Here is a 25,259-nt window from a genome sequence, read left to right on the forward strand (position 1 = left end):
GGGTCTCCTAGTCTCGGGGGGTGGGCCGGAGCCCCGGTACGTCCCAGTCGGCGGCGACGGCGTCCGTGTCGGCGCCCGGCCGCGCGGGGCCGCCGCGGACGGAGGTGGGGGTGGCGGAGAAGCGCGGGGCGGGGGCGGGCTGGGTGATGCCGCTGTGCTCGACGTAGGTGGAGCGGGCGGCCAGGTGCGGGTGGTGCGGTGCCTCGCGGAGGGAGAGGACGGGGGCGACGCAGGCGTCGGTGCCCTCGAAGACCTCGGTCCACTCCGCACGCGTACGGGTCAGGAAGCGCTCGGTGACGGCGGCGCGCAGCTCGTCCCAGCGGGCGAACTCCCACCGGTCGGGGAAGGCGTCCGCCAGGCCGAGGAGGCGGACGAACTCGGCGTAGAACTGCCCCTCCAGCGGGCCGACCGCCATGTGGCCGCCGTCGGAGGTGGCGTAGGTGCCGTAGAAGGGGCAGCCGCCGTCCAGCAGGTTGGTGCCGCGCCGGTCCTGCCAGCTCCCGGCGGCCAGCATCCCGTGGATCATCGAGGCGAGGTGGGCGGCGCCGTCGACGATCGCCGCGTCCACCACCTGGCCCGCGCCGCCCGGGGTGCGGGCGTGCTGGAGGGCGGCGAGCACCCCGACGACGAGGTAGAGCGAGCCGCCCGCGTAGTCCCCGACCAGGTTGGCGGGGACCACGGGCGGCTCGTCGGGCCTGCCGATCATGGAGAGGGTGCCGGTGAGAGCGAGGTACGCGATGTCGTGCCCGGCCCGCTCGGCCAGCGGCCCGTCCTGGCCCCACCCGGTCATCCGCCCGTAGACGAGCTTCGGGTTCCGGGCGAGGCAGGCCTCGGGCCCGACGCCGAGCCGTTCCGCGACGCCGGGGCGGTACCCCTCGATCAGGATGTCCGCGCGTTCGACCAGGTCCAGGACGCGTCCGGCGCCGTCCTCGTCCTTGAGGTCGACGAGGACGGAGCGCTTGCTGCGGTTGGTGATGTCGTACGCCGGGTCGATGCCGAGGGCCGGGCCACCGGGCCGGTCGACGCGTACGACATCGGCGCCGAGGTCCGCGAGCAGCATCGCCGCGAACGGTCCGGGGCCGATCCCCGCCAGCTCGACGACACGGACTCCTGCCAGCGGGCCGTGCTGCCCGGTGCTTGCCATCCGTGAGCCCCCAGGGGTGTGACACAACTGATGTAACATCAACGATGCTAAGAACGCGCCCGGCTCGACACAACCCCCTGGGCCGAGCAAGCGCTTAGTTCTTCCCGCGACCGCGATCCTGCCGCATCCCCGCCGGACCTTCCACGCGGCCACGCCCAAGGCCGTGGCCCGCCCTCCGTCCGCCCCGCACCCCCGCCCGGCCGCACGCCCGCCGTCCCCCTCCGCTAGCCTGCCTGCCACATCTCCGCCGCCCCTCGCCCCCGGAGGCAGTCGTGAACAGGCAGAACGAGGCACCACGCCCCCTGGACGTCGTCCTTTTCGGCGCCACCGGCTTCGTGGGGGTGCTCACGGCCGAGCATCTGGCGGCGCACGCCCCCGAGGGGCTGCGCTGGGGGCTGGCCGGTCGCAGCCGCGCCAAGCTGGAGCGGCTGCGCGACCGGCTGGCCGCTCTCCACCCCTCCTGCGCCGAGCTGCCGTTGCTGGAGACCGATGCGGACGACGAGGACGCGCTGCGCAAACTCGCGCACTCCGCACGGGTGGTGGCCACGACCGTGGGGCCGTACGTCCTGTACGGCGAGAAGCTGGTCGCCGCCTGTGCCGAGGCCGGCACGGACTACCTCGACCTCACCGGCGAGGCCGAGTTCATCGACCGGACGTATGTGCGCCACGACGCGCGGGCCCGGGAGACGGGCGCCCGGATCGTGCACGCCTGCGGCTTCGACTCCGTACCGCACGACCTGGGGGCGTACTTCACGGTCAAGCAGTTGCCGGAAGGGGTGCCGCTGAGCGTCGACGGGTTCGTCCGCAGCAACGCCGTCTTCTCCGGCGGCACGTTCGCCTCGGCGCTCACCGCGATGGGCCGCGGACCGCAGATGCTGCTCGCCGCCCGGGAGCGGCGCCTGCACGAGCCCCGCCAGGTGGGCCGCCGGATCCGCACCCCGGCCGGTTCCCCGCACTTCAACGGGGCCGTCGGCACCTGGGCGCTCCCGCTGCCGACCGTGGACCCGGCGATCGTGGGCCGCTCGGCGCGGGCGCTGGAGCGGTACGGCCCCGACTTCCGCTACCGCCACTTCGCCTCGGTCAAGACCCTGCCGATGGCCCTCGGCGGCCCGGCGGCCGTGGGCACGCTGGTCGCCGCCGCGCAGGTGAAGCCCGTACGGGAGTGGCTGATGGGGCGGTACGAGGCGGGGCAGGGCCCGGACGCGGAGCGCCGCGGGCGGAGCTGGTTCACCGTCCGCTTCGTCGGGGAGGGCGGGGGCCGGCAGGTCTTCACCGAGGTGTCCGGCGGCGATCCCGGCTACGGCGAGACGGCCAAGATGCTGGCCGAGTCGGCGCTCAGCCTCGCCCTGGACAAGCTCCCGGAGACCTCCGGCCAGGTCACCACGGCGACCGCGATGGGCGATGCGCTGCTGGACCGGCTGACGGCGGCGGGGATCCGCTTCCGGGTGGCAGCGGTGCGGTGAGGCTCCGCTTCCGGGTAGCGGCCGTGCAGTGAGACTCCGCTAGAAGATCCAGCTCACCAGCGTGTAGAGCATCGCGCCCAGCCAGACGAGACCGACGACCCCGCCGAGGGCCATGCCGAGCGCGACGCGGCGCTGGGCGGGGTCGATGGGCCGGGCGGTCCGGATAGCCGTACGAGAGGTGTTCATACGTTCAGCCTGCCCAGCAAGATCGGTTTACGCCATCCGTACGGATACTCAGTCGGCCGGATACACTGCCGACCGCCGGCGAATTCCGGTGGCCCGGACCGTCGGAGGCGTGTGACGGTTCGTCCCATGGGCAACTCCCGGGCATATCCCGTCTTCCGGACCACCGACGCGTCGGCCGCTTATGCGCGGGCCGAGCGGCTGTGCGCGCTGCTGGAGGCGCGCGACGACGAGGTCGGGCTCTTCGCCGAGCTGGGGACGGTCGCGGAGGTGCGCCGGATGGCCGCGGTCCTGCCCTCGGCGACGTTCGAGTACGCGGAGGCGCGGACCGGTCCGGCGGGTGAGGACGTCTGGTTCGACCTGGACGTGGCGACGGCGGACGACACCGCGCTGGAGCCGCATCTGCCGCTGGACCTCATGGTGCACGCCCCCGTGGGAAGCGTGGAGGAACGCTTCGTGGCCGCTCTCGGCCGGGGCACGGCCTCGGTCGACTGGCACGGCCTGTGGCCGGACGATCCGGCGGCGGAGCTGTCCGGCATGGCCAAGTACGACGGGGTGCAGATCGTCTTCCACGGGGACCAGGCCCAGTGGGGGCGACGGGCCGAGGACCACACGGTCTTCGTCCATGTGGACAAGTGGGGCGACGTGTCCCGGGCCCGGAAGCTCGCCGCGCACATCGGCAGCGAGGTCCTCGGCGAGGTGCAGTTCGGGTGGTGAGGACCCGCCGGAAGGGATGACCCCTCAGGCCGTGGCCTCCCGCAGGGTCTGGCGGCACAGGGCGTCCGCGCGGCGGGTGCTCTCGGGCTGGCGGAAGCGGCAGGCCAGGCGGAGGGTGTGGGCGCAGGCGTTGTCGAGGTCGATCCGGTGGCCCACGGAGACGAAGATCGGGTTGGTGTTCTCCTGGGTGCGCAGGGCGCGGCCCACCACCTCGTCGCCGTCCAGCAGCGGGGAGAAGTCGCCGCGGCGGGGGCCGGGGGCTTCGTACGAGAAGGTGAACGGGTTCTTGCCGACGCCGATCACGGGCAGTCCGGTGAGCACGCCCAGGTGGCTGGCGAGGCCGAAGCGTCGGGGGTGGGCAAGGCCGTAGCCGTCGCAGATGACGACGCCGGGGTCGACGGTCAGCGACTCCAGGGCCTCCAGCACGGTGGGGATCTCGCGGAAGGCCAGCAGCCCGGGGACATAGGGGAAGGTGATCGTGCCGACGGCGGTGGCCTCGTCCACGGTCTCCAGGGTCTCGGCGTCCAGGACGACGGCCGCCGCGACGACCACGTCCTTCTCGTCGTCGTACGCCACGTCGACCCCGGTCACCAGCCCGGTCCCGGGCGCCGGGCCCGGCTCGTCCAGCACCACCAGGCCGCGCAGGCGGTCCTGGATCGCCCGGCCCTCGGCTTCGTCCTTGGGGGTCTGATGGGCGGGAGGGGGCTGTGTCGTCATGACCAGCAGCTTATGCGGTGCTGGGGTACGCCCGGTCCCGTAGCCTGGCGATCATGTTCGTACTCGAATTGACCTACACCGCCCCGGTCGAGCGCGCGGACGCGCTGATGCGGGAGCACATCGCGTGGCTCGACGAGCAGTACGCAGCAGGGGTCTTCATCGCCTCCGGCCGCAAGAACCCCCGGGACGGCGGGGTGATCCTCGCCGTCGGGGCGGACCGGGCGCGGATCGAGGAGATCGCCGCGGCCGACCCCTTCGCCGCGCACGGCGTCTGCGCCTACCGGATCACGGAGTTCACCGCGACGAAGACCTCAGCCGAACTCGCCTCCTTCAAGGAGGAGTTGCCCGGTCAGTAGGCCGGGCGGCCGCTCCTTCCCCTCCGCCGGGCCGCCGCCCTCCGGGGTGCGCGGCCGGGAAGTGGGCAGGAGGGCGGGGGTGCGGGAGAGCGTGGAGGAGGCGCGGGGCGTGAGCGGGGCGCGTGGAGGGCCGGGCGGTGACGCCCGGGCGGTGACGCAGCTCACGCCACCCGCCGGTGCACGGATCGTCGAGTTCCGTCGTCTACTCCAATGCCGGGAACCGTTCACCCAGCCGCGAGAGGGAGCAGGTCTTGTCCAGCGTTATCGAGCAGTCCGTGCAGGCCCGCATGGTCGCGTCCGCACCGCGGATGGAAACCCTGCCCGCCACTCTGAGTTACGACGTCAAGGACCCCTTCGCCGTGCGGATGGCGTTCCCGGCCCCGGCGACCCTGGAGGGGACCGAGGTGTCCTGGGAGTTCTCCCGCGAGCTGCTGACGGCCGGGGTCGACGCACCCGCCGGGGAGGGGGACGTCCGGGTCCGGCCGTTCGGGTACGAGCGGACGGTGCTGGAGTTCCACGCGGCGGAGGGCATCGCCATGGTCCACGTACGCACGGCGGAGCTGCGCCGCTTCCTGGAGCGGGCGCAGGAGCTGGTGCCGGTGGGTGACGAGCACCGCCACCTCGATCTGGACCGGAATCTGACCGATCTGCTCGGTGGCGCCTGCTGAGACCCCGGCACGGCGCGCTCGCGCCGATGCCCCGACGGCGGCGCGGGCTCCCGCGCCGTGGAAAACCCGTTGCCGGGCCGAGTGTCCCGGTTCTACCTTCGTGATGTCCCTGTTGTCGTCGATCGGAGAAGGACGTTGCTGATCTGAGGTCCCCTGCACCGTGCGGCGCCGCCACGTCTTGCCGTGGCCGCAGGCGCGCCCGTGTGCGATCTCAGCGCATCAGCCGATCCTTCCGCTCTCCTCGACGTACACGGGAGTCCGTATGTCATCCTCCGACATCCATGTCAGCTGCACCTCCCTCTCCTTCTCCTGGCCCGACGGCACCGAGGTGCTCTCCGGTTTCGACTTCGCCGTGGGCCCCGGCCGCACCGGGCTCATCGGCGTCAACGGGTGCGGCAAATCGACCCTGTTGCGGCTGATCGCCGGTGAACTCACCCCGCTGGAGGGCGAGATCAAGGTCCGGGGCGGGCTCGGTCATCTGCCGCAGACCGCCACCCTGGACACCGCGCTCCGGGTCGATGAGGTGCTGGGCATCGCGGAGCGGCGAGCGGCGATCGACGCCGTCGAGGCCGGTGACGTACGCGAGGAACTCTTCGCCGTGATCGGTGAGGACTGGGACGTGGAGCAGCGGGCCCACGCCACGCTGGACGGGCTCGGCCTCGGCCATTTCGGGCTGGACCGGACCGTCGGGGAGATGTCCGGCGGCGAGTGCGTACTGCTGCGGCTGGCGGCCCTGCTGCTGGCCCGGCCCGGGGTGCTGCTGCTGGACGAGCCGACGAACAATCTGGACGCGGTGGCGCGCGGACGGCTGTACGCCGCGGTCGACGCCTGGACCGGGGCGCTGCTCGTGGTGAGCCATGACCGGGAGCTGCTGGAGCGGGTCGACCGGATCGCGGATCTGCGGGACGGCTCGGTCACCTGGTACGGGGGCAATCTGTCGGCGTACGAGGAGGCGCTCGCGGTCGAGCAGGAGGCGGCGCAGCGGATGGTGCGGGCCGCGGAGTCCGACGTCCAACGGCAGAAGCGCGAACTGGCCGAGGCCCATATGAAGTTGGCCCGGCGCAGGCGGTACGGGCAGAAGATGTGGGACACCAAGCGGGAGCCCAAGGTGGTGATGGGTCAGCGCAAGCGGTCCGCCCAGGAGTCGGCCGGCAAGCACCGCATCCTGCACACCGAGCGGCTGGCGGAGGCCCGGGAGCGGCTGGACGAGGCGGAGTCGGCGGTCCGCGCGGACGAGGAGATCCGCATCGAGCTGCCGGCGACGCGGGTGCACCCGGGGAGCGAGGTACTGCTCCTGCGCGACCCCGTACCGCCCTACGGTCCGCCGCTGCACGGCGAGTTGGTGGTGCGAGGCCCCGAGCGGATCGCGCTGACCGGGCGCAACGGGGCCGGAAAGACGGCCCTGTTGCGGACCATCGCGGGCGAACTGGCCCCGCTCTCCGGCGAGGCCACCGCGCTGCTGCCGCTGGGGTTCCTGCCGCAGCGACTGGACTCGCTGGACGACGCCCTGTCGGTGGCGGAGAACGTGAAGCGGTCGGCCCCGGGCCTGAGCGACAACGGGGTACGGGCCCGGCTCGCGCGGTTCCTGATCAAGGGCGGGGCCGCCGATCTCCCGGCCGGGACGCTGTCGGGCGGGGAGCGGTTCCGGGCGGCGCTGGCGATGCTGCTGCTGGCGGACCCGGCGCCCCGGCTGCTGCTCCTCGACGAGCCGACGAACAGCCTGGACCTGGCGAGCGTACGGCGGCTGACCGAGGCCCTGGCGGCGTACGAGGGGGCGCTGATCGTGGCGAGCCACGACGTGCCGTTCCTGGAGTCGATCGGCATCACCCGCTGGCTGTCGCTGGACGGGGAGCTGCGGGACACCTCGCCGGAGGAGGTGCGGGCGGCCCGGTGAGCGGCCTCGCGGGATCGGCGGGATCGGCGGGATCCATGGGAAAAGGCGACAGAAGCTGTCGGGTATCCCGCCTAGCGTCGCCCGCATGGATCACAGCACCGACCGCTCCATCACCCTCACCGGAGCGCACGAGAACAATCTGCGCGATGTCTCCCTCACCCTGCCCAAGGGCCGGATCACCGTCTTCACGGGGGTGTCCGGCTCGGGGAAGTCGTCGGTCGTCTTCGACACGATCGCCGTGGAGTCCCAGCGGCAGCTGAACGAGACCTTCACCTCGTTCCTGCGCAACCGGCTGCCGAAGTACGAGCGGCCACGGGCGGAGTCCATGGAGAACCTGTCCGTGGCCGTCGTCATCGACCAGAAGCCGCTGGGCGGCAACGTCCGCTCGACCGTGGGCACGGCGACGGACATCTGGTCGGTGCTCCGGGTGCTGTTCTCCCGCTACGGCACCCCGAGCGCGGGCGGGGCCACCGCGTACTCCTTCAACGACCCGGCGGGGATGTGCCCGGAGTGCGACGGGGTGGGCCAGGTGGTCCGGCTCGATCTGGACCGGGCGGTGGACTGGTCGAAGTCGCTGAACGAGGGGGCGCTGCTGCTGCCGGGGCTGGGGGTCGGCAGCTGGGAGTGGAGCCTGTACGGCGGGTCGGGTCGGTTCGACAACGACCTGCCGCTGCGGGAGTTCGGCGAGGAGGAACGGCAACTCCTGCTGTACGGCTCAGGGTTCACCGTCCAGGTCGACATGCGGACGGGTTCGGCGGAGATGCGGTTCGAGGGGGTGGTGACCCGGTTCGAGCGGCTCTACCTCAAGCGGGACACGGCATCGCTGTCGGAGAAGCGGCGCGCGGCGGCCGACCGGTTCACCGTCGAGCGGGTCTGCGGCTCCTGCGACGGGGCGCGGCTGAACGCGGCGGCGCTCGCCACCCGGGTCGACGGGCTCTCGCCGGCCGACTACGGGCGGATGGAGGTCTCCGAGCTGGTCGGCGTGCTGGCGCGGATCGACGATCCGGTGGGCGGTCCGATCGCGGCGGCGGCCCGTGAGCGGCTGGAGCGGCTCGTGGGGATCGGGCTCGGCTATCTCAGCCTGGACCGGCAGACAAGCACCCTGTCGGGCGGTGAGGGCCAGCGCCTCAAGATGGTCCGCCACCTGGGGAGTTCGCTGACCGGGCTGACCTTCGTCTTCGACGAGCCGAGCGTGGGGCTGCACCCCCGGGACGTCGGGCGGCTCGGTGATCTGCTGGTGCGGCTGCGCGACAAGGGCAACACCGTGCTGGTGGTCGAGCACGACCCTGATGTGATGGCGGTGGCGGACCACATCGTCGACATGGGTCCGCGGGCGGGTTCGGAGGGCGGACACGTCGTCTTCGAGGGGCCGTTCGACCGGCTGCGCGCGTCGGACACGCTCACCGGCCGGTCGCTGCGCCGACGCACCCCGCTCAAGAGCGAGTTCCGCTCCCCCACCGGCCAGCTCCCGGTCCGGGGTGCCGATCTGCACAACCTCAAGGGGCTGGACGTGTCGTTCCCGGCCGGGGTGCTGACCGTGGTGACCGGGGTCGCGGGTTCGGGCAAGTCGACGCTGGTGTCGGAGGTGTTCACGGCGGCCCACCCCGAGGCGGTGGTCATCGACCAGAGCGCGATCACCGCCTCGTCCCGCTCGACCCCGGCCTCGTACATCGGCGCACTGGACACCATCCGCAAGGTCTTCGCCCGCGAGAACGGTGTCGACGCCGGGCTGTTCAGCTTCAACTCCGCCGGGGCGTGCCCGGGTTGTGCGGGGCGCGGGGAGATCTCCACCGACCTGGCGTTCATGGACCCGGTCACCACGACCTGCCGGGAGTGCGAGGGGCGCCGGTTCCACGACGACGTGCTGAAGCACCGGGTCGGCGGCCGGTCCATCGTCGACGTGCTGGAGATGACGGCGGCGCAGGCGGTCGACCTCTTCGAGGACCGGGCGCTGCTGCGGAAACTGCGGACGCTCGACGAGGTCGGGCTCACCTACCTCACGCTCGGCCAGCCGCTCAGCACGCTCTCCGGCGGCGAGCGCCAGCGGATCAAGCTGGCCACCCAGCTCCACCGCACCTCCAGCGTGTACGTCCTGGACGAGCCGACGACCGGGCTGCACCTGGCCGACACGGGGGCGCTGGTGGATCTGCTGGACCGGCTGGTGGACGCGGGGAACACGGTGGTGTGCGTGGAGCACAACCTGGAGGTCGTGAAGCGGGCGGACTGGGTGATCGATCTGGGTCCGGACGGCGGGAAGAAGGGCGGCGAGCTGGTCTTCGCGGGCACGCCGGAGGGGCTGCTGGCGGACCGCACCTCGGTTACCGCCGAGTATCTGCGGCGGGATCTGGGGCTTCCCGCAGAGCCCCGCTGACCTGCGAAGACTCTCACATCACCGCCATGAGCTGCGCACATGACGGTACGTAGTCGGGTGCCAGCGGGGACGGGCTTGGCTTTGCCCTTACGGTCGCCTTAACCTACGGTCTCGTAACCTACGAAGCCGTAGGTAATTATCCCGTCCCCAGGAGCCACCCGTGACGATCACCTCTCCCCACCTCGGCAGTTCGAAGGCGTGGACCGACGCCCAGCTGCTGTACGCGCTCGAAGAGGTGGTCGAGAAGGAGCTCAACCGCCATCTCAAGGTCGCCAAGGACTGGATGCCGCACGAGTACGTCCCCTTCTCCGACGGCCGGAACTTCCCGGGCGTCTTCGAGGACGGCGAGGCGTGGGCGGCGGACCAGTCCAAGGTCACCGACGTCGGCAAGATCGCGCTCGTGGTGAACCTCCTCACCGAGGACAACCTCCCCAGCTACCACCACGAGATCGCCTCCCTCTTCGGCCGCGACGGCGCCTGGGGCACCTGGGTGCACCGCTGGACCGCCGAGGAGGGCCGCCACGGGATCGTGATGCGCGACTACCTGCTCACCTCGCGCGCCGTCGACCCGGACCAGCTGGAGCAGTTCCGCATGGCGCACATGGCGGAGGGGTTCGAGTCGGACAACCGGCACTCGATGCTGCACTCCGTCGCGTACGTCGCCTTCCAGGAGCTGGCCACCCGCGTCTCCCACCGCAACACCGGCCACCAGTCCGGGGACCCGGTCTGCGACCGGATGCTGGCCCGGATCGCGACCGACGAGAACCTGCACATGGTCTTCTACCGCAACCTCCTGGGCGCCGCCTTCGAGCTGGCCCCGGACCTGACCATGCAGGCCGTGCGCGATGTCGTCGTCAACTTCCGGATGCCCGGCCACGGCATGCCCGGCTTCGAGCGGGCCGCCGCGCAGATGGCGATCGGCGAGATCTACAACATGCGCATCCACCACGACGACGTGATCCAGCCGGTGCTACGCCACCTGAAGGTCATGAACATCGACGGGCTCGGCCCCGAGGGCATGAAGGCCCAGGAGGAGCTGGGGCTGTACATGGGCGGCCTGGACAGCGAGGCCGCGAAGTTCGACGAGAAGCTCGCCGCCCGCAAGGCCCGGATGGCGGCCCGCGGCCGCGCCTGAGACAACCGCCGAGCCGCAGGACCACCGGGCCACCGAGCCGCCTGACCATCCGGTCCGCCCGGCCGCCCCGCCGCTGCCGCTGCTCCGGCGCCGGGCCCCGTCACTCCGCCGCGGTGAACTGCGCGTACGCCACGTCGCGCACATCGCCGCAGGGGTGCCGGCGGAGCATCCGCAGCTGGGTGCGCCACGGCCCGGTCCACTCGGTGCGCCGGCCGCAGGCCACCGTCAGCTCGGCGGCGAACAGGCCCTCCGTGAGATCACCGGTCCCCGCCAGCCGCGCGACGACGTCGAGCAGGGTCTCCGGATCACTGGTCTCGCCCCCACGGGCGAACTGGACCCCCTTCCCGACGGTGCGGGCGGTCCGGCCGGCGAGCGCGGGGTGGTCCGCGTGCAGGGCGGCCAGCTCCACCAGGGCGGCGTGCAGCTCGTCGGCCCCCATGCTCGCGGGCTCCAGTGACTCCACGAGCAGGGAGACCGCCTGCGGTACGAGTTCGCGGTGGCCGGCGAGGGTCCGCCCGGCCTCCGCGAGGACGGCCCTGCGCGAGCGGTCGGGCGGACCGGACCAGCGCGTCAGCGCGTCGGTGAGCGCGTGGAGGCGCTGCCGGGCGGGCCGGTCCCGCTCGGCTCCCGCGTCGTCCGCCGTCTCCCCCGTGGCCAGCAGGGTCAGCGCGCGGTTCAGCGCGGTGGCGGCCTGCTCACCGGCCGGGGCGGCCTCGGCCAGGGCGACGGCGGCGGAACTCCAGGTTCCGCGCCGGTCCATGTCGGTGAGCGCGTCGACCAGGACGGTGGCGGCTCCGGGCGCCCAGGGCAGCCACCGGACCAGTGCGCGGTGGCCGAGGGAGGCCACTTCGTCGTCGTCCGACGCGCAGACGCTCCGGACCAGCTTCGCGTAGCGGGGCCGGTGGCCGGGGTCCAGCTCGTTCGGGTGGGTCCGCAGGACGGCGGTGCGCAGGGCGCGGTCGCCCGTCGCCGCGTCCGCCATCACCTCCCCCATCCGCTCGTCACCGAGCAGCGCCGCGCCCGAGGCCACACAGGCGGCCCGCACGTCGGGGTGCTGGCAGGGCTCGGCGTACGCGTCGGCCAGGACGGCGGCCGCGTCGGGCAGGGGCAGCAGGGTGGCGGCCAGCCGGACCGCCTCCTTGCGGGCGGTCACCTTGCCGGTGCCGGGTGCGGTACGGGCGGCGAGCAGGGCCCGCAGCCGGGACGGGCGGGCGTGGGCGGCGGCCCGGCCTGCCGCGTAGAGCGCGACCCGGGCCCGGTCGTCCCCGGCGTGGGCCAGCAGGTCGGGCAGGGTGTCGGCGGGCCGGTCGGTGCGGGCGAGGGCGGCCAGCGCCGCTTCCGCGAGCACCACGTCCGGGGCGTCCACCCAGGCCCGTACGGCATCGGCGCCCTGCCCGGGGAGTGCGGCGAGCCGGGCGAGCGCCGCCGCGCGCGTGTACAGCGGGAGCTTTCCGTCCGCGACGGTACGTTCCAACTCCCGGCAGACCGCCCGCTGCTGACGGGGCGTCCAGCGGGTTCCGGCGGACTCGGCGGCGATGGTCCACACCGTGCCGGAGGTGAGGAAGCGGCCCCGGGGCGGGGTGCCGTCGAGGTAGGCGTCGAGGAGGTCGGTGCGCCGGGTGGTCAGGACCCGTTCCACGGCGGGGAGCGTGGCGGCGGACGGGTCGCGGGTGAGCAGCCGCTCGACCCGGACGTCCCGGTCCGCCGCGCCCTGGAGCCAGAGGCCGACGGCGCTGCGCGCGGTGGCGGCGGACCCGTAGTCCACGGCCTGCCGGAGCAGCTCTTGGAGGCCGGGCAGGGTGGCGGCGCGGCGGCCGAGGGACCGGGCGAGGGCGAGGACCAGACCGTAGTCGGAGCGTTCGGCGCCCGCCTCCAGCCAGGGCCGCAGCGCTTCGAGGACGACCTGCTCCTGGCCCCGGCGCAGGGTGCGGTCCAGTCGGCCGAGGTCGGCGCTGCCGCTGTTGCCGGAGATCCGGACCAGCGTGCGCAACGCCCAGTTGAGCAGGGCGCGTTCGCCGGTGACCGCGTGTTCGCGCAGGACGGCGACGGCGAGCGCGGTGAGAGCGGAGCGGGTCGCGGCGGAGGAGTCGCGGGCCTCCACCGCGTCGGTGGCGATGCGGTCGAGGAGGGGCTCGACGGTGTCGGTGAAGAGGGCGGGCCGGACGGCGATGAGTGCGCGCAGGGCGACGGAGCGGACCGGGTCCTGCTCGTTGCGCAGCCGCCCCATCTCCGCCAACACCGCCGCCACGGCGCTTTGTTCACCGGAGCGCCCGGCGCTGTGCACGAGCAGCGACCAGGCGGTCGCCCGGTCGTCGGCGGCGGGCTCGCGGGTGGCGGCCAGGAGCCGTTCCCGTACCTCGTCGAAGGGCAGATACGACTCGGCGCGCAGGACAATGGCGCGGTCGCCGCCCCGGGACCGGGCACGTTCGGCCAGCCGCCGTGCGACGGTCGCCGCGTACGTACGGGGCAGGGCGTCCAGCAAGGCGGTGTCGACGGTGACTTCGGCGCCCTCGCCCCGGCCCGCGACGGCCGCTTCATGGACGGCGGCGCGGCGGGAGGGCGCCAGGACGCGGAGGAGGCGGGGCAGCAACCCCGTTATGACACGCCCCAGTTCGGCGACGAGGCCGTCGGGCAGCCCGGCCACCAGCCGGTGCAGCAGGGTGCGGCTCAGCGCCCGCTCCGGTATCGCGCAGCCGCCGGGGGTCAGGAGCAGCCGGGCGAAGCGGGTGGGGTCGGCGGCGGCGAGATGCCCGAGGCTGCGGTGGAGCGAGCCGGGGAGGCGCGCGGGGCCGTACTGCTCCAGGAGGTCGAGCACCCGGTGCGGGAGGGTCCTCGCCGCTGCGGCGATGCCCCGGTCGTAGCCGTACCAGTGCCACCAGCCGTCGCGTTCGGCGGCGGGGAGGGCGGCCAGCTCGGCCGTCACGGCGTCGAGCAGCGGGCCGGGGTGGTGGTGGCCGAGCGAGGACCAGCCGTCCACCGAACGCAGCAGGCCGGGCAGGAGGTCCGCCACCACGGCGGCCGAGCACCCGGGCAGCAGCCGGGCCGCCTCGGCGTCCCCCCAGACCGCCCGCAGGGCGGGGAGCAGCCGGTCCGCGAGCGCGGTGCGCCCGTCCCGGGCGATGGCCCGGACGAGTTGTCGCCGTACGGCGGCGGGCGCGTCGGTGAAGGCCTCCTCGTACACCTCGTCCGGCACCCCGAGGCTCCGGGCCGCCCGCAGGGCATGACCGCGTACGACCCGGTCCTCATCGGTGAGGTGCACCCCGATCCACTCGGTGTCCCGGCCGACGGCCGCCGCGACCACGGCGATGCGCCGCTCGTACGGATCACCGTCCGCCAGCTCCTCCAGCACCGGACGCAGCACCCCCTGGTCCGCCAACCGCCGTGCGCGTGAGGCGAGTTCCGCCATGCGCTGCGGATGGGGCAGCGGGTCGAGCGCGTCCAGGAGGGCGGCGGCGAGGACGAGGGGCTGTGCGTCGGTCATGGGGGGATTGTGCCGTGCGGGTGAGGTCCGCCCCAGGGGATTTCCGGGGCGGACCGGGGGTTACGGGGCGCGGCTCGGGGGTTTCGGGGCGCGGCTCGGGACCTTACGGGCGGCCCTGGGGCTTTACGCCCAGAGGAGTTCCGGGGTCTACGGCCCGGCGGGCTACCGGACCGCCGCCACCCGGGCGTCGGCGCGGATGAGCTCGGCGGCGCGCTCGGCCAGGGCGACGGTCGGGGCGTGGGTGTGGCCCCGGGTGATCCGTGGCATGACCGACGCGTCGACGACCCGCAGCCCGCTCACCCCGCGCACCCGGAGGCGGGGATCGGTCACGGACCCCTCGTCCTGGCCCATGCGGCAGGTGCCGACCGGGTGGTAGAGGGTTTCGGCCGCGCCCCGGACCGCCCGGCCCAGCTCGGCGTCGTCGACCACACCCGGGTAGGGGCCCATGGGTGCGCCGGCGTGCGCTGCGAGGGGCGGGGAGGCGAGCAGCCGCTCGGCGCGGCGGACGCCCGCGATGATGCGGCGCAGGTCCGATTCGTCGGTGAGGTACCCCGGGTCGATGCGCACCTCGGTGCCGTCGGGGGCGAGGGTGATCCGGCCGGTGCTCTCCGGCTGGAGCAGGATGACGCCGAGGGTGATGCCGTGCTCGGTGGGGGCGGTCAGTCCGTGGTTGATGAAGGGCGCCGGAGCGAAGATCAACTCCAGGTCGGGGGCGGCCTGTTCGGGGCTGGAGCGGACGAACGCCACGGCCTCCCCGACGTTGGAGGTCAGCGGTCCCCGTCGGGCGAGGAGGTAGCGCGCGAGGTTGGCGGGGGTGTCGGCGCCGGTCAGTGTCACCGGCTGCGGGCAGCGCACGGTGACGGCGAAGGACAGGTGGTCCTGAAGGTTCCGCCCGACGTCCGGGGAGGCGGCCCGCACCTCGATCCCCGCCGCGCGGAGCGCCTCCGGCTCACCGATGCCGGAGCGCAGCAGAAGCTGGGGCGAGCCGATGGCGCCCGCGCTGAGGATCACCTCGCGGCGGGCGGTGAGGTGTCCGGGGGCACGCCGGTCGGTGGACTGCGTGGTGACGCCGGTGACGCGGGTGCCGTCGAAGGCCAGGCCGGTCACCCGGGCGCCGGTCAGCACATCCAGGTTGGGGCGGCGGGCCGCCCGTTTCAGGCAGCCGTCGGCCGCGCTCCAGCGGCGGCCCCGGCGCTGGTTGAGCGCGGTGAGGGAGCAGCCGCTGTGGTCGGGCACGTTGAGCTCGGCAAGCTCCGGCAGACCGTCGGACAGGCAGGCGGCGAGGAACGCGGCGCTGAGGGGGCTCGGGTCACGGGGCGGCGAGATGAAGAGCGGCCCGTCGTGGCCGTACGTGGGGCGCGCGGCGGATCCGGCGCCGACGGCGGGACCCGCGTCCGCGCCAGTGGGGCTCTGGTCCGCGGCGGTGGGGCCGGTCCAGGTTTCCGCGCGGCGGAAGTACCGTACGAACGCGTCGTGGGACCACTCCTCCCCCGCACTCCGCGCCCAGGTGTCGTAGTCGTCCCGGTGGCCGCGCACCCACATCATCGCGTTGATGGACGAGGACCCGCCGAGACCGTGACCACGCGGCCAGTACAACTCGCGCCCGCCGAGACCCGGTTGGGGGACGGTGTGCAGGTCCCAGTCGTACGGGGTCTTGAACAGCTTCGGAAAGGCCGCCGGGATGCGGATCTCCGGCTTCCGGTCGGGCCCGCCGGACTCCACCAGCGCGACGCGGACCGTCGGGTCCTCGGTGAGCCGGGCGGCCAGGACACAGCCCGCCGATCCGGCGCCGACGACGATGTAGTCGTAGCTGGTGCTGCTGCTCATCGCGACTCCCCTGCCCGGATGTGGATGACAGCGGGATTGTGGCATGTACGGGGCGCTGTTCAGCCCTGTTCGCGTTCTTTCCGGCGCAGCCGCTCGCGCTCCTTCTCGGAGAGCCCGCCCCAGACGCCGAACCGCTCGTCATTGGCGAGGGCGTACTCCAGGCAGGCCACGCGCCCCTCGCAGACGCCGCACAGCTGCTTGGCCTCGCGCGTCGAACTGCCCGGGGCCGGAAAGAAGAACTCGGGTCCGGCCTGCGCACACAGCGCGCTCTCCTGCCAGTCGAGCGCGTCGTCGGTCACCATGTTGATCAGCATGGGAGCTACGGTGCACGGCCCCGATAAACGACCGATCAACGATTCATCAATCCCTCGGCGCGCCGCCTTCCCCTCCCTGCCTCGGCTGGGGCTTCATGAGCGCGAACACCGCCCCGTACGGATCGGTGACGTTGGCCATCGTGCCGACGCCCGGGACCTCCATGGGCGGCAGCGCCTCCGCCCCGCCGAGCCGCTTCGCCGCGGCCACCGCGCCCTCCACGTCCTCGACCTCGAAGTACGGCAGCCAGTGCGGGCCGCGCGCGGCCTCGGCCGGGACGTCGCTCATCGTCACCAGGCCGCCGAACGACAGCTCGGGGCCGGTGCCCGCGGGATGAACCGTGGTGTAGACGTACTCGGTGCCCTCCACCTTCAGCGGCTCGGTCTTCCACCGGAAGACATCGCCGAAGAACCGGGACGCCGCCGGGACGTCCGGGGTGTACAACTCGACCCAGAGAAGCGATCCCGGCTGCTGGATCATGCCCACACCGGGGTTCTGCCGGGGCTGCCAGACGCCGAAATAGGCCCCGCCCGGGTCCAGGAAGCCGCCCATGCGCCCGTAGTCGAGGACCTCCATCGGCTCGAAGGCCAGGCGGCCGCCGGCCTGGTTCACCAACTGGGCGGTGGAGCTGACGTCGGACGACTGGAAGTAGACGGACCAGGCGCTGGAGGACTGCTCCTCCGGGACCGTCATGACCCCGGCGACGGTGTGCCCGTCCAGGGTGAACATCCCGTATCCCCCGACCTCGGGGCCGCCCGGGACCAGCTCCCAGCCGAAGAGGCCGCCGTAGAACGTGAGGGCCCCGTCGAGATCGGGCGTGCCCAGGTCGACCCAGTTGGGCGCTCCGTCGGGAAAGACGGGGTTGAGCATGACGTGCTCCTTCGGCGGATCACTCGGCCCCGCACGCGCACACGGCAGCGCGAGGGCTGTTCCCTGTCCCGTCGAGTCTCGCACCGGCCACTGACAACCGCAGTCCGCACGAGGCCGTCCGGGGTTCGCGGCCGTAGCGCAGGGGTGTGCGCCGCCTACGCGGATCGCGGGGGCTTGCTCCGTGGCCGAGAAACGAGGAAACCTCCCCCTGGCTCGGGCCGGGGAGAGGTTTCGGTGCTGTGCTCTGCGGGTCAGACCTCGGGGCGGCCGACGTACGCGACGAACGCGCCCCACGCGGCGGCGGGGACCCGTACCTCGGGGAGGCCGATGTCCTTGCTGTCGCGGGCACGGACCACACCAGGAAGGTTCGCGTCCATGACCTTCCCCTCGACACAGACGCAGCGAGCGATCAGGACCGTATCGACTGGCGCTCGGACTGCAACTCCATCGAGCTCTACCCCCATCGAGACACCGAAGGAGGTGCTCCAGTCGTTGCGGCGGTACGCGGCCGTGATGGATCTGGCCTGTTTCGCGGCGGACTTCATCGTGCAGCCCTCGGGAAGGTGGCTGTTCCTGGAGGCCGACCCGTCCGGGCAGTGGGCCTGGACCAACTCCCCCGACCTGCCGGTGGCAAAGGCCATCGCCACCGTTCTGGAGGAATGGTGCGAACTCTGAACTGGGTCTCTGCCGCGCGCTCCTTGGCGGACGGGCTGCGGGCGTCCGGAGACATCTCCTCGCGCTCCGTGTACGAGGCCGTGGCCTCGACTCCACGGCACGCTTCCGTACCCACTCATTTCGACAACTCGGGTGGCGTGCCGACGCTGTGGCAGCGGCGTACGGAAGAGGAGGGTGTGCGGTGACTGGAGCCGATCTACTCGAACACCTCGCTGGTCACGGAGTTGGGGTCGGCCGAGGCTGTGGACGCCGGTTGGCACCGTGTGCCCGTCTCGTCCAGTACGCAGCCGAGCCTCACGGCCCGGATGCTCGAAGATCTCGGCATCGAACCCGAGGACGACGTTCTGGACGCGGGGCTGGGCACCGGCTACCAGGCCGCGCTGATCCTGAAGCTGGTGGCCGGGCCTGACCGGCTCACCGCGTGCGACATCAGCGGTACGGACGCCGCAAGGGATCGCTTGGAGGCACTGGGCCACCACCCCCGGATCATCGAGGCCGATGCCACCTCGTGGCGGTGGCAGCGACAGTTCGACAAGATCATCTTTTCCTTCGGGCTGCCGTACGTCACCGACTCCATCCGTACGGCGCTCGCCCCGGGCGGCAGGCTCATCGCCAAGGTGTTCGGCCCGATGAGCGCCGGTCTCGTACTTCTGGAAGCCCGGTCCGACGGAACCCTCTCCGGCCGCTTCACGGAGGACGGCGGGGCCTTCATGCCCGCCAGACGGGGGGCCGGGGCCGTACGGGCGGAGCCCGGTGAACGCTCCGGGGGAACCTCGGGCATCCCCGTCGAGGACTTCGACAACTATCACCTGAAGTTCCTGCTCTCCGCGAGGCTGCCCGGCCTCGACCTCCAGTACGGCAGGGTCGGCCGGTCCGCCGCCTGCTCCTGCCCGACGGCCGGTGGGGCGAAGGGACCTACCGCGCTGGGCATGGAGCCGCAGGAAGCTACCAGGACCAGGGTCTCTGGGCGGTCGTCGAGGAGACGTGGGCCTGGTGGGTCGCGCACGCGAAGCCTTCCTGGGACCAGTTCGGTCTCACCGTAAATCCGGACGGCCGGCACACGCTCTGGCACCGGTCTCCGGACGGCGACTCCTGGGACGTACCGACCGCGCATCTCGGATAGACGCCCCCACGCCCCCATGCGCGCGCCGCCAGGGAGGGGGCAGGCCGGGCCGAGGGCCGGGGTGTGTCAGTGGGGCGTGGGACGATAGCGACGTACAGCTAGAAGATCACTTCCCGATGGCGGCGAGAGCGGACGATGACGGAGACGGGGGCGCAGACCGTCCGCCCGGGGGCGACGGGCCGGGTCGTCCGGGAGCTGCTGGCCGAGGCCGAGGCGCTGCTCGGCAGGGCGGCCGCCGTACGGGAGGACCATGCCCGGGCCGTCGATGCCGTACGGGGTGTTCTCGACCCGCTGCTCTCGGCCCTGGTCGACCAGGAGCTGACCGCCATCCCGGTCACCCGGCTCAAGGACGTCACGGAGGGGCGGCTGCGCCTCACCGCCCTCGAACAGGCCGGGTTCACCACCGTCGGCCAGGTCCACGGCACCGCGCGCTACGAGCTGCGGCTGATCCCCGGCGTCGGGGCGCACACCGCCGACCAGGCGCTGGCGGCGGCCGGGCAGATCGCGGACGCGGTGCGCGAGACCGTCTCCGTACGGATCGACATGGACGCCCCCGACGACACCACGACCGCCCTGGTCGTCGCCCTGCACCGGCTGGTCGAGGCCGGTCCGGACGCGCGGCGGGCGGTGGAGGCGGGCCGGCGGCTGGACGAGGGGCTCCGGCCCCTGGTGGCCGCCGCCGCACCGGCCGGGAGCCGGCTGCGGATGCTGTTCAGCGGCAAGGAGGCGCGGCGGCGGGCGCTCGACGCCGTGGCCGGGGTGCGGGCGGCGCTCGCGGAGGCGGACGGGCAGGAGCTGCCGCTGCTCTTCGGACAGGTCTCGGTGGATCTGCTGCGGGCGCCGGAGACGGCGCCCGGGGCGTGGGTGGACTTCGAGCTGCGGTCCGCCGAGTACTACAGCCTGCTCGCGGAGCTGTCCGGCAGCGGGCCGGACCGGGACGCCGCCGAGGGGTTCCTGCCCGCAGGGATCGCGGACCGGGTACGGGCGCTGCGGCTCGACGACACGCGGCTGCGGGTCTCCCTGCGTGGCTACCAGTCGTTCGGGGCGCGGTTCGCGCTGGCGCAGAAGCGGGTGATCCTCGGGGACGAGATGGGGCTCGGCAAGACCGTGCAGGCCATCGCCGCGCTCGCCCATCTCGCGGCCCGGGGCGAGCGTCACTTCCTGGTGGTGTGCCCGGCCAGCGTGCTGATCAACTGGGACCGGGAGATCCGCGCCCGCTCCACCCTGCGCCCGCTGCCGGTGCACGGGCCGGAGCGGCGGGAGGTGTTCGCGGAGTGGGCGGCGAAGGGTGGGGTCGCCCTCACCACGTTCGACGCGCTGCGGACCCTGCCCGAGGAGGGCGTCGCTCTCTCGATGCTGGTGGTCGACGAGGCCCACTTCGTGAAGAATCCCGCCACCCGGCGGGCCCAGGCGGTCGCCGCGCGGGCGGAGCAGGCCGAGCACGTGCTCTTCCTCACCGGGACGCCGATGGAGAACCGGGTGGAGGAGTTCCGCAGTCTCGTCCGCCAACTCCGCCCGGAGCTGGCGGATGTGGTGAGTACGACGCACGGCGCCGCCGGTTCGGAGGCCTTCCGCCGGGCCGTGTCCCCCGCCTACCTCCGCCGCAACCAGGTGGACGTCCTCGCCGAACTCCCCGCGCTGGTGCACGTGGACGAGTGGGAGGAGTTCAGCCCCGAGGACCTGGTGGCGTACCGGGACGCGGTGGCGTCGGGGCAGTTCATGCGGATGCGCCGGGCCGCGTACGCCACGCCCGCGACCTCCGCCAAGCTGGAGCGGCTGCGCGAACTGGTCGACGAGGCGCGGGACAACGGGCTGAAGGTGGTGGTCTTCTCCTACTTCCGGGAGGTGCTGGCCGCCGTCGGGGAGGCGCTGGGGCCGGACGCCCTCGGGCCGATCTCCGGGAGCCTTCCGGCCGCCCGGCGGCAGAAGCTGGTCGACACCTTCTCCGCCGCCGACGGGCACGCGGTGCTGCTGAGCCAGATCCAGGCCGGGGGCACCGGGCTCAACATGCAGGCCGCGTCCGTGGTCATCCTCTGCGAGCCGCAGATCAAGCCGACGCTGGAGCACCAGGCGGTCGCCCGCGCCCACCGGATGGGCCAGGTCCGCACGGTCCAGGTGCACCGGCTGCTGGTGGCGGACAGCGTGGATCAGCGGATGGTGGAGCTGCTGGCCCGCAAGGACCGGCTCTTCGACGCGTACGCCCGGCGCAGCGACCTCGCGGAGGCCGCGCCGGACGCCGTGGACGTGTCGGACGGCGATCTGGCGCGGCGGATCGTGGAGGAGGAGCAGCAGCGGCTGGTCCGCCCGGCCCGCTCGGAGTGACCGGCCCGCCCGGAACGGCAGGAATGGCTGGCGTAACCGGAGCGGCCGGAGCGGCCGTCTCGCCCCGCGCGACCGGACGCCGGGCCCATGGCCGGGCAGCACAGCGGGCCGCCGTCGAGCGGCTCGGCAACCGCCCCGCCCCCTCGCGGCGCCCCGGGCGCCCGGTCAGTGCTGGTGCTCCGCCGCTCCCTTGTCCTCGCCCTTGTCCTTGTCGTTGTCCTTGTCCTGGGCGGTCTTCTTCTCGGCCCCGCCCGCCCCATGGTGGTGCGGTTCGTACCCCGGGATCGTGCCGTCCGGCTTCTTGATCAGCAGCAGTCCGGCCATCCCCATGTCGGAGTGGCTCTGCACATGGCAGTGGTACATCCAGGCGCCCGCGCCCACCCGTTCGCCCGCGATGATCTGGAGGCCGAAGGAGTCGGCGGGGCCGCAGATCTTGTTGTCGATGACCCGGCTGGGGTCGTCGGGGCCGGTGAGGATGCCGGTCCGGTTGTCCGCCCAGCGGTGACCGTGGATATGGAAGGTGTGGTAGTACTCGCCGTGCGTGATCATCACGAATTCGAGCCGGTCCCCCACCGTGGCCTCGAAGTTGACGCTGTTGTGGGCCGCCTTGTTGTTGATCATCATGTCGTTGAAGACGACCGTGCACGTCTGGTCCGGCAGCAGGTCGCCCTTCCTGCGCACCACGAGCGGCCCGTACAGCCCCTTGCGGATGCCGCCGGTGCCGTGGTCGGTGCCGACGACGTGGTCGTGGTAGTGCCAGTAGCCCGCGCTGCCCGGCTCGTACGTACCGTCCTTGCGCGTGCCCGGCTTGTGGGTGCGCCAGGTGTACGTGCGGGTGCCGCCGGCCTCGACGTGGCTCTTGTTCATCCGGGTGCCGTCGTTGGCGATGTCATAGTCGACGCCGTGGACATGGAGGCTGACGTCGCCGTCGGTGAGGTTCTCGAAGTCGATGTGGAGCGTGTCGCCCTCGTTCAGCTCGATGAGGGGGCCGGGGATCGACGCCTTGCCCTTCTCGAAGCCGTACCCCAGCTCGCCGTTGGGCAGCTTCTCGGCGTACATCTTGATGCGGCGCACCGCGCCCCCGGCCGGGGCCGTGCGCGGTCCGCTCTCCGCGGAGCTTGCCTCCACGGCACCGAGCGACAACGATGTCACCCCGGTGGCCGCCGCAGCCGCGCCGCCGATCAGCATCCGCCGGCTGAAGGTCCTTCGGTCCATATCGAACTCCCCACTGGGATAAGGAAACTGGCGGAGACGGGAGGGGTCGGACGCTCCCCGGAACGGGCCACACCGTAGCCGGGGGCCGAGCGTTTATCCACACTCAGGACAAAGTTTGTGCGATTGCTGCCTTAGCTATTGGCGGGCCGCGAAAAGAGGTCTAGCTTCGTGCGCTGTCACAGTCAACGCTGCAGTGAGCACAGAAGGGTTGGGTGACCCACATGCACGGCGCATCGCCTCACCGGTCGAGATCACGCCATCGACGCGGCCTCGCGGCGGTCGTGGCGGCCGGCGCACTGACCGTGTCCCTGCTGAGCGCCGGAGGCCCCGCCAACGCGGGCACCTCGCCGGACCGGGACCTGGTGGAGAAGACGGCGACAACGTTGTCCCTGCCGTCCCCGCCGGGCGCGAAGAACCAGGTCAAGGTGCTGGTCTTCCATGCGTCGGCCGGTGACGAGGCACCGTACACGGACGCCGGTATCGCGGCGATCGAGAAGATCGGGCAGACCGGTCCGGAGGCCGGCCGGTTCACCACCGTGGCCACCGCCAACCCGAACGTCTTCACCAACGGCAAACGGCTCGGCTCCTTCCACGCGGTGGTCTTCCTGACCGGCGGCGGGGACGTCCTGGACCCCGAGCAGGAGGCGGGCCTCGAGGCGTACATGGAGGCGGGCGGCGGCTTCCTCGGCATCCATGACGCGGCGCGCACCGAGCCGTACTCGGACTGGTTCACCGGTCTGATCGGCGCCCGCCCGGCCGGGAACAGCCCGACCGCCGTGCAGCGTGCGACCGTCGAGGTCGGGGACCGGATCCACCCGGCGACCAAGAACCTGCCGCTGGAGTGGAAGCGCCCCGACAAGTGGCTGAACTGGACGAAGAACCCGTCCGGTGACGTGCACACCGTGGCGCGCGTCCGGGAGCTGACGTATCAGCCGGGCACAAGCGCCAACGGCTGGGACCACCCGGTCTCCTGGTGCCGCGACTACGACGGCGGGCGCTCCTTCTACACGGCGATGGGCGGTACGGCGGACAGCTTCGCCGAGACCGACTTCCGCGACCATCTGCGCGGCGCCCTCGCCTGGACCAACCGCACCTCGCAGGCCGACTGCAAGGCCACCATCACGTCCAACTACACCGCCGAGCGCCTCACCCAGCCCAACCAGCCGGGCCAGAACGACCAGATCGGCGAGCCGCACGGCCTGGTCACCGCGCCGGACGGCAAGGTCTTCTACATCGGGCGCGGCGGGGCCGACAGCTCCCAGCCGGTCGTCACGGACTGGAACAACCCGAACATCGGCAAGGGCAAGGGCGAGATCCACGTCTACGACCCGCAGACGAAGAAGGTCACCCTCGCCGGGGCCCTGGAGGTCTTCGGCAACAAGGGCGGCGGCGACGAACTGACCAAGAACGAGGAGGGGTTGCTGGGCATCGAGCTGGACCCGGACTTCGCCTCCAACGGCTGGGTCTATCTGCACTACACCCCGCACGCGAAGATCGACCGGGACAAGCACATGGCGACCCGTCAGGTCTCGCGTTTCACCTACGACCCGGCCTCGGGGAAGCTGGACCTCGCCTCGGAGAAGGTGCTGCTCGGCTGGCCGGTGCAGATCCACAGCTGCTGCCACGCGGGCGGCGGCATGGCGTGGGACTCGAAGGGCAACCTGTACATCGCGACCGGTGACACCAACTCCTCCGGTTTCAGCAGCGGTTACTCCGGCAACAACCCGGAGCCGAACTTCAAGGGCGTCTCCTTCGCGGACGCCCGCCGCACCTCGGGCAACACCAACAACCTCAACGGCAAGATCCTGCGCATCCACCCCGAGGACGACGGCACCTACACCCTCCCCTCCAACAACCTCTTCACCGGCAAGGAGCCGGACGAGGGCGGCGGGAAGACCCGGGGCGAGATCTATGTGATGGGCGTACGGAACCCGGCCCGGATCTCGATCGACCCCGCCACCGACACGCTGTACGCGGGCTGGGTCGGCCCCGACGCGGGCTCGGCCTCCACCACCTGGGGCCCCGCCAAGTACGACACGTTCGCCGCGATCACCAAGGCGGGCAACCACGGCTGGCCGTACTGCATGGGCAACAACCAGCCCTACCGGGACCGCAATCTGCCCGATCCGAGCAAACCGCTCGGCTGGTACGACTGCAACGCCCCGAAGAACGAGTCGCCCCACAACGACGGTCTGGTCAAGCTGCCGCCGGTGACGCCCAACACCATCTGGTACTCGCCGCAGGGCGGCGGGGTCGACTACCCGCGTGACGCCAACGGCGTCCCCAGCTACAAGGCCGAGGAGCAGAAGGAGTTGCTGCCCTGGCTCAAGGGCGGCGGCCAGGCGACCATGAACGGCCCGGTCTACCGCTACGACGCGCAGAGCGAGTCGACGGCGAAGTGGCCCGCGTACTGGGACGGCAAGTGGTTCGTCGGTGACTTCTACGACGACACCCAGCCGCGCCACGCGGTGCTCACCGACCCGAAGACGGTCGGCAAGGGCGGGCTGCCCGTGCACGCCGAGTCGTTGAAGAAGATCATCCCGGTCGGCAACGACGGCATCCGCAATCTGATGGACTGGAAGTTCGCGCCGGACGGTTCGCTTTACGTCCTGGACTACGGGCGCGGCTTCTTCACCTCCGACTCCAAGTCCGCGCTGTGGCGCGTCACGTACAAGGGCGGCGGGGCCACCCCGGCCGCCGGTGATCTGGTCGGAAAGGCGGCAGCCCAGTGAGACACCCCGCGTACACCCCTCCACGGCGCCGCCATCGGCCGCCCCGCTTCTGGG

20 protein-coding genes are annotated in these 25,259 nt (G+C 72.4%); 11 read left to right on the forward strand and 9 right to left on the reverse strand.

Going from position 1 to position 25,259, the window contains the following annotated elements; all coding sequences use genetic code 11:
- Nucleotides 1-7: 7 nt before the first annotated feature.
- The gene (locus DJ476_RS02950) at nucleotides 8-1,144 is read right to left on the reverse strand and encodes a CaiB/BaiF CoA transferase family protein (RefSeq protein WP_103417207.1); all 1,137 of its coding nucleotides are present in this window, start codon (nucleotides 1,142-1,144) and stop codon (nucleotides 8-10) included.
- Nucleotides 1,145-1,416: 272 nt separating this feature from the next.
- On the opposite strand from DJ476_RS02950, the gene DJ476_RS02955 reads away from it, so the two are divergent.
- Entirely contained in the window at nucleotides 1,417-2,607 is a 1,191-nt protein-coding gene (locus DJ476_RS02955; RefSeq protein ID WP_103417206.1) for a saccharopine dehydrogenase family protein, read from the forward strand.
- A 39-nt stretch (nucleotides 2,608-2,646) separates the two neighbouring features.
- Here DJ476_RS02955 and mmpA read toward each other — a convergent pair whose 3' ends face one another.
- Nucleotides 2,647-2,793, reverse strand: a complete 147-nt coding sequence (gene mmpA, locus DJ476_RS34785; protein WP_018491998.1) for a morphogenic membrane protein MmpA — start codon at nucleotides 2,791-2,793, stop codon at nucleotides 2,647-2,649.
- A 126-nt stretch (nucleotides 2,794-2,919) separates the two neighbouring features.
- Here mmpA and DJ476_RS02960 point away from each other — a divergent pair, with 126 nt between their 5' ends.
- The gene (locus DJ476_RS02960) at nucleotides 2,920-3,507 is read left to right on the forward strand and encodes a hypothetical protein (protein WP_112489752.1); all 588 of its coding nucleotides are present in this window, start codon (nucleotides 2,920-2,922) and stop codon (nucleotides 3,505-3,507) included.
- Nucleotides 3,508-3,531: 24 nt separating this feature from the next.
- Here the strand turns inward: DJ476_RS02960 and DJ476_RS02965 are convergent, their stop codons facing one another.
- Nucleotides 3,532-4,224 (reverse strand): endonuclease V, encoded by a 693-nt coding sequence (locus DJ476_RS02965; RefSeq protein WP_112489753.1) that lies wholly within the window; start codon nucleotides 4,222-4,224, stop codon nucleotides 3,532-3,534.
- A gap of 53 nt (nucleotides 4,225-4,277) precedes the next feature.
- Between DJ476_RS02965 and DJ476_RS02970 the strand changes: the two genes are divergently transcribed.
- The 5 genes from DJ476_RS02970 to DJ476_RS02990 all read left to right on the forward strand — a co-directional run bounded on the left by DJ476_RS02970 (nucleotide 4,278) and on the right by DJ476_RS02990 (nucleotide 10,648).
- Complete coding sequence (locus DJ476_RS02970; protein ID WP_112492416.1) at nucleotides 4,278-4,580, forward strand: YciI family protein; 303 nt, start codon at nucleotides 4,278-4,280, stop codon at nucleotides 4,578-4,580.
- Nucleotides 4,581-4,831: 251 nt separating this feature from the next.
- Nucleotides 4,832-5,248 (forward strand): spore wall synthesis regulator SsgD, encoded by a 417-nt coding sequence (gene ssgD / locus DJ476_RS02975; RefSeq protein WP_112489754.1) that lies wholly within the window; start codon nucleotides 4,832-4,834, stop codon nucleotides 5,246-5,248.
- A 262-nt stretch (nucleotides 5,249-5,510) separates the two neighbouring features.
- Nucleotides 5,511-7,142, forward strand: coding sequence for an ABC-F family ATP-binding cassette domain-containing protein (locus DJ476_RS02980; RefSeq protein ID WP_112489755.1), 1,632 nt, complete (start codon nucleotides 5,511-5,513; stop codon nucleotides 7,140-7,142).
- 85 nt (nucleotides 7,143-7,227) lie between these two features.
- Entirely contained in the window at nucleotides 7,228-9,513 is a 2,286-nt protein-coding gene (locus DJ476_RS02985; RefSeq protein ID WP_112489756.1) for an ATP-binding cassette domain-containing protein, read from the forward strand.
- A 160-nt stretch (nucleotides 9,514-9,673) separates the two neighbouring features.
- Nucleotides 9,674-10,648, forward strand: a complete 975-nt coding sequence (locus DJ476_RS02990; protein WP_103417200.1) for an acyl-ACP desaturase — start codon at nucleotides 9,674-9,676, stop codon at nucleotides 10,646-10,648.
- A gap of 100 nt (nucleotides 10,649-10,748) precedes the next feature.
- On the opposite strand, the gene DJ476_RS02995 is transcribed toward DJ476_RS02990, so the two are convergent.
- The 5 genes from DJ476_RS02995 to DJ476_RS36000 form a co-directional block, all read right to left on the reverse strand.
- Nucleotides 10,749-14,129 carry a hypothetical protein gene (locus DJ476_RS02995; RefSeq protein WP_112489757.1) on the reverse strand — a complete coding sequence of 1,127 codons (3,381 nt, stop codon included), beginning with the start codon at nucleotides 14,127-14,129 and terminating at the stop codon, nucleotides 10,749-10,751.
- Between the two features lie 162 nt (nucleotides 14,130-14,291).
- Nucleotides 14,292-15,956, reverse strand: a complete 1,665-nt coding sequence (locus DJ476_RS03000) for a GMC family oxidoreductase (RefSeq protein ID WP_112489758.1) — start codon at nucleotides 15,954-15,956, stop codon at nucleotides 14,292-14,294.
- 59 nt (nucleotides 15,957-16,015) lie between these two features.
- Complete coding sequence (locus tag DJ476_RS03005) at nucleotides 16,016-16,270, reverse strand: WhiB family transcriptional regulator (protein ID WP_103417197.1); 255 nt, start codon at nucleotides 16,268-16,270, stop codon at nucleotides 16,016-16,018.
- 46 nt (nucleotides 16,271-16,316) lie between these two features.
- On the reverse strand, nucleotides 16,317-17,138 hold the full coding sequence (locus DJ476_RS03010) for a VOC family protein (protein ID WP_103417196.1): 822 nt from the start codon (nucleotides 17,136-17,138) through the stop codon (nucleotides 16,317-16,319).
- A gap of 251 nt (nucleotides 17,139-17,389) precedes the next feature.
- Nucleotides 17,390-17,515, reverse strand: a complete 126-nt coding sequence (locus DJ476_RS36000; RefSeq protein ID WP_241565481.1) for a DUF397 domain-containing protein — start codon at nucleotides 17,513-17,515, stop codon at nucleotides 17,390-17,392.
- A 103-nt stretch (nucleotides 17,516-17,618) separates the two neighbouring features.
- Here DJ476_RS36000 and DJ476_RS03020 point away from each other — a divergent pair, with 103 nt between their 5' ends.
- The 3 genes from DJ476_RS03020 to DJ476_RS03030 all read left to right on the forward strand — a co-directional run bounded on the left by DJ476_RS03020 (nucleotide 17,619) and on the right by DJ476_RS03030 (nucleotide 21,258).
- Nucleotides 17,619-17,813, forward strand: a complete 195-nt coding sequence (locus DJ476_RS03020; protein ID WP_112489759.1) for a hypothetical protein — start codon at nucleotides 17,619-17,621, stop codon at nucleotides 17,811-17,813.
- Nucleotides 17,814-18,076: 263 nt separating this feature from the next.
- The gene (locus DJ476_RS03025; RefSeq protein WP_318294317.1) at nucleotides 18,077-18,856 is read left to right on the forward strand and encodes a methyltransferase domain-containing protein; all 780 of its coding nucleotides are present in this window, start codon (nucleotides 18,077-18,079) and stop codon (nucleotides 18,854-18,856) included.
- A 215-nt stretch (nucleotides 18,857-19,071) separates the two neighbouring features.
- Complete coding sequence (locus DJ476_RS03030) at nucleotides 19,072-21,258, forward strand: DEAD/DEAH box helicase (protein WP_112489761.1); 2,187 nt, start codon at nucleotides 19,072-19,074, stop codon at nucleotides 21,256-21,258.
- A 165-nt stretch (nucleotides 21,259-21,423) separates the two neighbouring features.
- Here the strand turns inward: DJ476_RS03030 and DJ476_RS03035 are convergent, their stop codons facing one another.
- On the reverse strand, nucleotides 21,424-22,473 hold the full coding sequence (locus DJ476_RS03035) for a multicopper oxidase domain-containing protein (RefSeq protein ID WP_112489762.1): 1,050 nt from the start codon (nucleotides 22,471-22,473) through the stop codon (nucleotides 21,424-21,426).
- A gap of 221 nt (nucleotides 22,474-22,694) precedes the next feature.
- Between DJ476_RS03035 and DJ476_RS03040 the strand changes: the two genes are divergently transcribed.
- Nucleotides 22,695-25,205 carry a ThuA domain-containing protein gene (locus tag DJ476_RS03040; RefSeq protein ID WP_404827582.1) on the forward strand — a complete coding sequence of 837 codons (2,511 nt, stop codon included), beginning with the start codon at nucleotides 22,695-22,697 and terminating at the stop codon, nucleotides 25,203-25,205.
- The last annotated feature ends 54 nt before the right edge of the window (nucleotides 25,206-25,259 follow it).

The sequence above is a fragment of the Streptomyces bacillaris genome (genome assembly GCF_003268675.1).
Taxonomy (GTDB): domain Bacteria; phylum Actinomycetota; class Actinomycetes; order Streptomycetales; family Streptomycetaceae; genus Streptomyces; species Streptomyces bacillaris.

What these genes read in the sequence shown, in the direction of transcription:
- DJ476_RS02950 (WP_103417207.1), bottom strand. Translation starts at nt 1,144, where the DNA reads ATGGCAAGCACCGGGCAGCACGGCCCGCTGGCAGGAGTCCGTGTCGTC.
- mmpA (WP_018491998.1), bottom strand. Translation starts at nt 2,793, where the DNA reads ATGAACACCTCTCGTACGGCTATCCGGACCGCCCGGCCCATCGACCCC.
- DJ476_RS02960 (WP_112489752.1), top strand. Translation starts at nt 2,920, where the DNA reads ATGGGCAACTCCCGGGCATATCCCGTCTTCCGGACCACCGACGCGTCG.
- DJ476_RS02965 (WP_112489753.1), bottom strand. Translation starts at nt 4,224, where the DNA reads ATGACGACACAGCCCCCTCCCGCCCATCAGACCCCCAAGGACGAAGCC.
- DJ476_RS02970 (WP_112492416.1), top strand. Translation starts at nt 4,278, where the DNA reads ATGTTCGTACTCGAATTGACCTACACCGCCCCGGTCGAGCGCGCGGAC.
- DJ476_RS02980 (WP_112489755.1), top strand. Translation starts at nt 5,511, where the DNA reads ATGTCATCCTCCGACATCCATGTCAGCTGCACCTCCCTCTCCTTCTCC.
- DJ476_RS02985 (WP_112489756.1), top strand. Translation starts at nt 7,228, where the DNA reads ATGGATCACAGCACCGACCGCTCCATCACCCTCACCGGAGCGCACGAG.
- DJ476_RS02995 (WP_112489757.1), bottom strand. Translation starts at nt 14,129, where the DNA reads ATGACCGACGCACAGCCCCTCGTCCTCGCCGCCGCCCTCCTGGACGCG.
- DJ476_RS03000 (WP_112489758.1), bottom strand. Translation starts at nt 15,956, where the DNA reads ATGAGCAGCAGCACCAGCTACGACTACATCGTCGTCGGCGCCGGATCG.
- DJ476_RS03005 (WP_103417197.1), bottom strand. Translation starts at nt 16,270, where the DNA reads ATGCTGATCAACATGGTGACCGACGACGCGCTCGACTGGCAGGAGAGC.
- DJ476_RS03010 (WP_103417196.1), bottom strand. Translation starts at nt 17,138, where the DNA reads ATGCTCAACCCCGTCTTTCCCGACGGAGCGCCCAACTGGGTCGACCTG.
- DJ476_RS36000 (WP_241565481.1), bottom strand. Translation starts at nt 17,515, where the DNA reads ATGGACGCGAACCTTCCTGGTGTGGTCCGTGCCCGCGACAGCAAGGAC.
- DJ476_RS03030 (WP_112489761.1), top strand. Translation starts at nt 19,072, where the DNA reads ATGACGGAGACGGGGGCGCAGACCGTCCGCCCGGGGGCGACGGGCCGG.
- DJ476_RS03035 (WP_112489762.1), bottom strand. Translation starts at nt 22,473, where the DNA reads ATGGACCGAAGGACCTTCAGCCGGCGGATGCTGATCGGCGGCGCGGCT.
- DJ476_RS03040 (WP_404827582.1), top strand. Translation starts at nt 22,695, where the DNA reads ATGCACGGCGCATCGCCTCACCGGTCGAGATCACGCCATCGACGCGGC.